At 71.1% G+C, this 8,546-nt stretch carries 7 protein-coding genes; 1 reads left to right on the top strand and 6 read right to left on the bottom strand.

The window, feature by feature from the left end; genetic code table 11:
- Nucleotides 1-16: 16 nt before the first annotated feature.
- The 4 genes from K6I33_RS27025 to K6I33_RS27040 form a co-directional block, all read right to left on the bottom strand.
- A complete protein-coding gene (locus tag K6I33_RS27025) occupies nt 17-712 on the bottom strand; it encodes an ABC transporter ATP-binding protein (protein ID WP_229357141.1) in 696 nt (231 codons plus the stop codon).
- Nucleotides 709-1,233, bottom strand: coding sequence for a PadR family transcriptional regulator (locus K6I33_RS27030; protein ID WP_229357142.1), 525 nt, complete (start codon nt 1,231-1,233; stop codon nt 709-711). Before K6I33_RS27030 ends, K6I33_RS27025 begins: the two co-directional genes overlap by 4 nt.
- A 97-nt stretch (nt 1,234-1,330) precedes the next feature.
- The gene (locus K6I33_RS27035; protein WP_229357143.1) at nt 1,331-1,567 is read right to left on the bottom strand and encodes a hypothetical protein; all 237 of its coding nucleotides are present in this window, start codon (nt 1,565-1,567) and stop codon (nt 1,331-1,333) included.
- Complete coding sequence (locus tag K6I33_RS27040; protein WP_229357144.1) at nt 1,564-2,490, bottom strand: SPFH domain-containing protein; 927 nt, start codon at nt 2,488-2,490, stop codon at nt 1,564-1,566. Before K6I33_RS27040 ends, K6I33_RS27035 begins: the two co-directional genes overlap by 4 nt.
- A 240-nt stretch (nt 2,491-2,730) precedes the next feature.
- On the opposite strand from K6I33_RS27040, the gene K6I33_RS27045 reads away from it, so the two are divergent.
- Nucleotides 2,731-5,004, top strand: a complete 2,274-nt coding sequence (locus tag K6I33_RS27045) for a transglycosylase domain-containing protein (protein ID WP_229357145.1) — start codon at nt 2,731-2,733, stop codon at nt 5,002-5,004.
- 78 nt (nt 5,005-5,082) lie between these two features.
- Here the strand turns inward: K6I33_RS27045 and K6I33_RS27050 are convergent, their stop codons facing one another.
- Entirely contained in the window at nt 5,083-6,546 is a 1,464-nt protein-coding gene (locus K6I33_RS27050) for a catalase (protein WP_229357146.1), read from the bottom strand.
- 184 nt (nt 6,547-6,730) lie between these two features.
- The coding region (locus K6I33_RS27055; RefSeq protein WP_229357147.1) for an ATP-binding SpoIIE family protein phosphatase at nt 6,731-8,546 on the bottom strand (1,816 nt) is incomplete at its 5' end.

Genomic DNA, 8,546 nt, shown 5'->3' on the forward strand with positions numbered 1-8,546 from the left:
GAACCCGGGCGTGGGCTCAGGCCGCGCCATGGACACCTGCCATGTCGCGTGCCCGGCCGTCGCGGACGACGACCTCGCGGTCGGAGTAGGCGGCGACGCGTGCCTCGTGGGTGACGAGGACGACGGCGGCGCGGGTCTCGCGCGCGGCCTTCGTCAGCAGCTCCAGGACGCGCTCGCCGTTGAGGGAGTCGAGGGCGCCGGTGGGCTCGTCGGCGAAGATCACGCGCGGGGTGGTCACCAGGGAGCGGGCGACGGCGACGCGCTGCTGCTGGCCGCCGGATATCTGGCCGGGCCGGTGGTGCCGGACGTCGGCGACCTCCAGATGCTCCAGCCAGCGCAGTGCGGTGGCCTCGGCGTCCTTGCGCTTGGTGCCGGTCAGGCGCAGCGGGAGGGCGGCGTTCTCCAGGCAGGTGAGCTCGGGCACGAGCTGGCCGAACTGGAAGACGAAGCCGAACTCGGTGCGGCGCAGGGCGCTGCGCTCGGTGTCCGACAGGGCGGACAGGTCGTGGCCGTCGTAGAGCACGCTGCCCTCGTCGGGGCGGAGGATGCCGGCGAGGCAGTGGAGGAGCGTGGACTTGCCGGAGCCGGAGGGGCCCATGACGGCCACGACCTCACCGGCGTGGATGGAGAAGTCCGCGCCGTCGAGCGCGGTGGTCAGCCCGTACGCCTTGCGCAGGTTCGAGGCGGCGAGGAGGGAGCCGGCGGGGATCATGCCTGGACCTCCTTCGAGAGCCGGTCGAGCCGGGCGGCCGTCAGCTCCAGCCAGCGCAGGTCGGCCTCCAGGTGGAACAGCGCGTGGTCGCAGATCAGCTGGTCGGCGAGGTCGCCGGAGCTCTTGCGGCGGGTCAGGTCGCGCATCAGCCGCAGGTGCTCGGAGCGCTGGGCGTCGAGGATGGAGTCCGCGGGGCGGCCGGTCAGCAGGGCGAGGACGACCTTGGTGTAGAGCGTCGACTGGAGGTACGGCTCGGGCTTCTCGGGCCGGCCGAGCCACTGCTCGACGTCCGTGACGCCGGCGTCGGTGATGGCGTACCGCTTGCGTTCGGGGCCGCCGCCGGCCTCGATGCCGTCGACTTCCACGAGGCCGTTCTTCAGCAGCCGCGACATGGTCGAGTAGACCTGGCCGTAGTGCAGGGGGCGGTCGTGGCCGAAGCGCTCGTCGAAGGCGCGCTTGAGGTCGTAGCCATGGCGGGGGCCGGCCTCCAGGAGGCCGAGAAGGGTGTGCGCGATGGACATGATCACGACTGTACACGGGGTGTATACATCGTGCGTATAGCCGGGGCTGGGGGGCCTCGAACGCCGGACGGGCTGGATGAATCCAGCCCGTCCGGCGCTACCCCTGTTTCGGCGGACGCCCCCGCTTGCGCATCGCGCTCACGTCCCCGGGCAGCCGGCCCGCGTCCGCGAGGGCCTTGCGCAGCAGGAACTCGATCTGGGCGTTGGTGCTGCGCAGCTCCTCGCCCGCCCAGCGGGCCAGCGCGTCGTGGACCGACGGGTCGAGCCGCAGCAGCACCTGCTTGCGCTGCTGCGGCCGCCGTGCGGGCCGGTCCGGCCCCGGTTCCTCCGTCACTGGTAGAGGGTGCCGGTGTTCAGCACGGGCTGGGCGGCCCGGTCACCGCACAGCACCACCATCAGATTGCTGACCATGGCCGCCTTCCGCTCGTCGTCCAGTTCCACGATGTCCTGCTCGGTGATGCGCTCCAGCGCCATCTCGACCATGCCCACCGCACCCTCGACGATCATCTTGCGGGCCGCCACGACCGCGCCCGCCTGCTGGCGCTGGAGCATCGCCGAGGCGATCTCCGGAGCGTAGGCGAGGTGGGTGAAGCGGGACTCGATGATGCGCACGCCGGCCGCCTCGACGCGCTCGTGGAGCTCCTCGGCCAGCTTCTCGGTGATCTCCTCGGCGCTGCCGCGCAGGGAGAGGGCGTTCTCGTCGTGGGCGTCGTAGGGGTACTCGATGGCGATGTGGCGGACGGCCGCCTCGGTCTGGGTGGCGACGAACTCCTGGAAGTCCTCCACCTCGAACATGGCCTGCGCGGTGTCCTCGACCCGCCATACGACGACGGCGGCCAGCTCGATGGGGTTGCCGTAGGCGTCGTTGACCTTCATTACGGCGGTCTCGTGGTTGCGGACCCGGGTGGAGAGCTTCTCGCGGCTGGTGAACGGGTTGACCCAGCGCAGGCCCTCGGTGCGGATGGTGCCCCGGTAGCGGCCGAAGAGCTGGACGACCTGGGCCTGGCCCGGGGCGACGGTGCACAGCCCGGACATCGCGACGAGCGAGGCGAGACCGATCAGGATGCCGCCCGCGACCAGCGCGGCCGTCACCCCGCCGGCCACGTGGGAGCTGGTGGCGGCGCCGGTGGCGATGGTGCCCGCGCCGGCGAGCAGGCCCACGAGACCCAGCGTCAGGGCCGTGCCGCCGCCGATGTCGGAGGCCGGGTGCTCCTGGATGCGTGGTCGCGCGGTCGTGGTGGCGGTGGCTTCGGACATGAGGGTCCCCCTGGTTCGGTCGGTCGGGGCCGGCGTGTGCGGCCCTATCAAAGTGATAGCACATTAAGGCGCCCGTCAAGGCCCTGTACGGTTTCCCGCACAACTCCGTGCCCGGTTCCCGCCAACCGGGGTGCTGTATGTCACGTCCGTTATTGCCGTGATCGATGGGCGTTTGATGGCAGTTGCGGTGTTAGCTTCGTGAGCTGGGTTGGGGGCGGACGGACTGGAGCTACGGGAGAGATGGGCCGAGCGGACGCGCGACGGGCGCAGAAGAAGGGCGGCCGCCCTGAGCGGGGCGGCGGCAAGGCCGGGAAGAAGAAGGCCGGCATACGCCGGTTCTTCACGTGGAAGATGCTGCTGGCCTACTTCGTGGCCGTCATCGCGCTCGGGGCGGGCACGTTCTACGCGCTCTACCTCTACGTGGACGTGCCCAAGGGCAACTCGCAGGCCAAGCTGCAGAGCAACGTCTACAAGACCAGCGACGGCAAGACCATCGCCCGCATCGGCGAGGTCAACCGTGAAGAAGTCCCGCTGACGAAAATCCCCTTGAACGTCCAGCGCGCGGTGGTCGCGGCGGAGAACAAGAACTTCTACACCGACCCCGGCGTCGACCTGAAGGGCACCGCCCGAGGCATCGTCAACACGGTCATGGGCCGTGGCAAGCAGGGTGGCTCGACGATCACCCAGCAGTACGTCAAGAACTACTACCTGGACCAGCGTCAGACCATCACCCGCAAGGTGAAGGAGCTGATCATCTCGCTGAAGGTCCAGGACGAGAAGTCCAAGGACGAGATCCTCGAGGGCTACCTCAACACCAGCTACTACGGCCGGGGCGCCTACGGCATCCAGGCCGCGGCGCGGGCGTACTACAACAAGGACGTCGACAAGATCACCCTGGAGGAGGGCGCCTACCTGGCCGCTCTGCTCCAGGCGCCGAGCCAGTACGACTGGGCCACCGCCACCGAGGCCGGCAAGACGAACGCCAAGGCGCGCTGGGGCTACGTCCTCGACAAGATGGTCGAGCAGAAGTGGCTCAAGCCCGCGGAGCGTCAGGGCATGACGTTCAAGGAGCCCGGCAAGCCCAAGGCGGCCCTCGGCCTCTCCGGCCAGAACGGCTACCTGGTCGAGGCGGCCAAGCGCGAGATCATCCGTGACCTGGCGGCCCAGGGCCGCAAGGAGAGCGAGTTCGCGGCCGGCGGCTGGACCATCACGCTGAGCATCGACTCCAAGAAGCAGAAGGCCCTGGAGAAGGCCGTCAAGGACCAGCTGACCGACGACCTGGACGCCAAGGCCCGTGAGGTCGACGGCCACGTCCAGGCGGGCGCCGTCTCCGTGGACCCCAAGACCGGCAAGGTCGTCGCGCTCTACGGCGGCCAGGACTTCGTCCAGCACCAGATCAGCAACGCGACCCGCGCCGACTACCAGCCCGCGTCGACGTTCAAGCCGATCATCCTGGCCTCCGCCCTCCAGAACGAGTCCAAGACCCAGGACAAGCGGCCGGTCACGCCGGGCACGATCTACGACGGCACCGACAAGCGCGCCGTCGTGGGCCCCGGCGGTGGCGGCTACGCGCCGGAGAACGAGGACGGCTACTCGAACCCCTCGATCACCGTCCAGCAGGCGATGAACGACTCGGTCAACACCGTCTTCGCGCAGATGATCGTGGACGTCGGCATGGACAAGGTCAAGAAGACCGCCACCGAGCTCGGCATGAAGGGCGACTTCCAGGAGACCCCGGCCATGGCGCTCGGCGCCATGGGCGCGAGCCCGATGGAGATGGCCGGCGTCTACGCCACGCTGAACAACCACGGCAAGAAGGTCACGCCGAGCATCGTCAAGTCGGCGACCCAGGGCGGCCAGGAGTTCTCGCTGCCCCACGCCATCGGCGACCGCGTCGTCTCCCGCAACACCGCCGACGGCCTGACCTCCGTCCTGACCCAGGTGGTCAACGACGGTACGGCCAACAAGGTGGCCAGCAGCGCCTACCAGGTGGCGGGCAAGACCGGCACCTCCGACGACGACAAGTCCGCCTGGTTCGCCGGCTACACGCCCAGCCTGGTCACCACCGTCGGTCTCTTCGGTGAGGGCCAGGGCGGCAAGCAGGTCACCATGATGAACACCGGTGGCAACGGCCGTGTCAACGGTGGTACGTACCCGGCGAAGATCTGGGCCGCGTACAACTCCGCCGTCTTCGGTGACGACGACGAGGCGAAGTTCGACCTGGAGACCGAGGACGGCTACGCACCGCCGCCGCCCCCGGCGCGCACCCCGGCCGGCACGCCCAGCCAGGGCAAGGTCACCCCGACGCCGACGGCCACGGGCAAGCAGACCCCGTCGAAGGACCCGTCCTCGCCGGGCAAGCAGACTCCGTCGAAGGACCCGTCCTCGCCGGGCAAGCACACGCCGCCCGTCGACCCGACCACTCCGGCGACGCCCACGGTCCGCCCGACCAACACCGGCAAGACGGACGGCGACGTCCACCCCAACGGGGGCAGACAGCAACAGCTGCCGTGACCCGAACCCCGAACCGGCCGCCCTTCCCCACGGGGGAGGGCGGCCGGTCCCGTTTCCGGGGAGCGGGCGGGGGAGCGCTCAGGCCCCGTTGACCCGGGTGGCGATGGTGTCGCCGAGGTTCTTGTCGATGTTGCGCCAGTACTGCAGCGCCCGGTCCAGGACGGGGCGGCTCACGCCCGCCTTCAGATGGCCGACGACGTTCGAGGCCAGCCGCTCACGGGCGGCGTCGTCGAGGACCTTGCGGACCATCGTGCCGGCCTGGCCCCAGTCGTCGTCCTCGGAGTGCAGCCGGGATGCCTCGCGGACCATCTCGCCCGAGGCCGCCCAGCCCGCGATGTCACCGAAGCGGGCGGTGTCGGCGTCCGGGCCGCCGTAGGAGTTGGGCGCGTACGGCCGGGCCGTGTTCGCGGGCTCGTAGCGCATGGGGCCGTCCTTGGCGTACGAGTTCACGGTCGAGTGGGGGCGGTTGGGCGGCAGCTGGGCGTAGTTCGGGCCGATCCGGTAGCGGTGGGTGTCCGGGTACGAGAAGAGCCGGCCCAGCAGCATCTTGTCGGGCGACGGGCCGATGCCGGGCACCAGGTTGGAGGGCTCGAAGGCGGCCTGCTCGATGTGGACGAAGAAGTCCTCCGGGTTGCGGTCGAGCCTCATCCGCCCGACCTCGATCAGCGGGTAGTCGCCGTGCGGCCACACCTTGGTGAGGTCGAAGGGGTTGAAGCGGTAGTCCGCCGCGTCAGCGAACGGCATCACCTGGACGTACATCGTCCAGGAGGGGGCGTTGCCGCTGTCGATGGCCTCGCGCAGGTCCCGGCGGTGATAGTCGCCGTCCTCGCCCGCGATGCGGTCCGCGTCCGCCTGGGTGAGGAAGTCGATGCCCTGGTCGGTCTTCATGTGGTACTTGATCCAGAACTTCTCGCCGCCGCCGTTGACCCACATGAACGTGTGCGAGCTGTAGCCGTTCATGTTCCGCCAGGTCTTCGGGATGCCCCGGTCGCCCATCAGCCAGGTGACCATGTGGGCGGACTCCGGCGAGAGCGTCCAGAAGTCCCACTGCATGTCGTTGTCGCGCAGGCCGCTGTCGGGACGGCGCTTCTGGGAGCGGATGAAGTCCTGGAACTTCTGCGGGTCACGGACGAAGAAGATGGGGGTGTTGTTGCCGACCAGATCGTAATTGCCGTGTGCCGTATAGAACTTGAGAGCGAAGCCGCGGGGGTCGCGCCAGGTGTCCGGGGACCCCTGTTCGCCCGCCACGGTCGAGAAGCGGGCCAGCATCTCCGTCCGCCGGCCGGGCTGGAAGAGGTCGGCCTTGGTGAACTGGCTGACGTCATTGGTCACCTCGAAGGTGCCGTAGGCGCCGCCGCCCTTGGCGTGGACCACCCGCTCGGGGACCCGTTCGCGGTTGAACTGGGCCATCTTCTCGATCAGATAGTGGTCCTGGAGCAGGATCGGGCCGGAGTCGCCGACAGTGAGCGAGTGCTCGTCGCTCTCCACCGGGATGCCGGCGTTGTTCGTGGTGTACGGGGTGCTCTGCGCCGAGTCCGTCATGAGACGCCTCCGGGAACGGGGACCGACGAGGGCGCGCCGAGAGCCGCCCTCCACCCGGGTCAGTCAACCGCGCCGACAAGGTGTCGGCAACAGCGGCCTGGACACTGTCCAGAATTTCACCTCGTACGGGTGAACGCCAGCGCGCGGGGCGGCGCCGGCGCGCGGGGGCGGCGCCGCCCCCGCGTCAGCGCCCCTGCGCGGGCAGCGGCAGCTCGAACCACACCACCTTCCCGGTGCTCAGCCGAGTCGCCCCCCACCGCCGGGCCATCTTGTTCACCAGGTACAGCCCCCGCCCGCCCTCGTCCGAGGGCCGGGCCTGGCGCAGCCGGGGCAGCTGGGGCACGTCGTCGCCCACCTCGCAGCGCAGCACGTCCGTCCGCAGCAGCCGCAGCGTTATCGGGCGCTCGGCGTACCGCACGGCATTGGTGATCACCTCGCTGACCAGCAGCTCCACCCCGTCCGTCAGCTCCTCCAGCCCCCAGCGCGACAGCGCCCGGCGGGCCAGCCGGCGCGCCTGGCGGGGCGTCTGGGGGCGCGGGTCGAGGAACCAGTACGCGACGTCACTGGGCGCGATGCCCTCGAAACGGGCCGCGAGCAGGGCGATGTCGTCGTCCCGGTCGCCCGGCCCGAGCATGCCCAGCACCTCGTCGCACAGCGGCTCCAGCGGCGGCGGATTGGGGCCGGTCAGCCTCGCCGTGTCGATCAGCCGCTCGCGCAGCTGCTCTATGCCGGTCCACACGTCCCGTATCCGGGACTCCACCAGGCCGTCCGTGTACAGCAGCAGGGTCGCCCCGGCGGGCGCGTCCAGCTCCACGGCCTCGAAGTCCACCCCGCCCACGCCGATCGGCGCGCCCGGCGGCACCCGCAGCACCTCGGCCCGGCCGCCCCGGTGGAGCAGGACCGGCGGCGGATGGCCCGCGTTGGCGATCACGATGCGGTGGGCCACCGGGTCGTAGACCGCGTACAGGCAGGTGGCCATGCGGTCGCTGCCCAGGCGCTGCGCCTGCTCGTCGAGGTGGTGGAGCACCTCCTGGGGCGGCAGGTCCAGGCCCGCGAGGGTCTGCGCGGTGGTGCGCAGCTGGCCCATGATCGCGGCGGAGGTCATGGAGTGGCCCATGACGTCGCCGACGACCAGGGCCACGCGATTGCCCGGCAGCGGGATCGCGTCGTACCAGTCGCCGCCCACGCGGGCGGTCTCGGCGGCCGGCAGATAGCGGCTGGCGAGACGGACGCCGGTGGGCTGGGGGAGGGAGTCGGGGAGCATGGTGCGCTGGAGCTCGTCGGCGATGTAGACCTCGCGGCCGTAGAGCACGGCCTTGTCCACGCCGAGGGCGGTGTGCGTCGCCAGCTGCGCGGCGACCAGCAGGTCGTCGCTCTCGAAGGCGGGCCGGTCCAGGCGGCGGACGAACACGGCCGCGCCGATCACCCGGCGGCGGCCGCGCAGCGGCGCCAGGATGGTGCGGTGCCGGTCGGGCACGTGCCGGCCTTCGCCGAGCAACTCGGGCAGGGCCGCCCGCGCGGCGGAGGAGTCCCCGAAGACGGGCCTGACCCCCCGCAGCACCTCCGCGAGCGGCCCGCCTATGCGCACCTCGCAGCGCTCCGCGGCCGAGTCGGCGAGCTCCGGCCCGGGGTCGGGCGCGACGGGCTCGCCGTCGCCGGCGGACTCGCCGGCCTGGACGTACTCGGGCAGCCGGTCGGTGCGGCGCAGCCGCAGCACGACGGGGCCCACGGGGCGCTCGTCGCCGACGGGCAGCGGGTCGCGCAGATAGACGAGGATCGCGTCGGCGAAGGTCGGCACGGTCGCCCGGCACAGCCCCAGCACGATCTCGTCCAGGTCGATGCCGCGCGCGATCCGCCGGGTCGCCGCCCCGACGAACCGCAGCCGCTCCCCGCCACCGGACGTCCCGGTCCGCTCCCGCGCGTTGTCGGCGGGCCCGGTGCCGCCCCCGCCGCCGTGCGGCGGCACGCCGGGATCGCCGGGCGCGCCGGCACCGTCACGC

The sequence above is a fragment of the Streptomyces sp. UNOB3_S3 genome, assembly GCF_020740895.1.
In the GTDB taxonomy this organism is placed as follows: Bacteria; Actinomycetota; Actinomycetes; order Streptomycetales; family Streptomycetaceae; genus Streptomyces.

Bases quoted from the DNA above. Each gene is read 5' to 3' on its own strand.
- K6I33_RS27050 (WP_229357146.1), bottom strand. From the start codon at position 6,546: ATGACGGACTCGGCGCAGAGCACCCCGTACACCACGAACAACGCCGGC.
- K6I33_RS27030 (WP_229357142.1), bottom strand. From the start codon at position 1,233: ATGTCCATCGCGCACACCCTTCTCGGCCTCCTGGAGGCCGGCCCCCGC.
- K6I33_RS27040 (WP_229357144.1), bottom strand. From the start codon at position 2,490: ATGTCCGAAGCCACCGCCACCACGACCGCGCGACCACGCATCCAGGAG.
- K6I33_RS27045 (WP_229357145.1), top strand. From the start codon at position 2,731: ATGGGCCGAGCGGACGCGCGACGGGCGCAGAAGAAGGGCGGCCGCCCT.
- K6I33_RS27025 (WP_229357141.1), bottom strand. From the start codon at position 712: ATGATCCCCGCCGGCTCCCTCCTCGCCGCCTCGAACCTGCGCAAGGCG.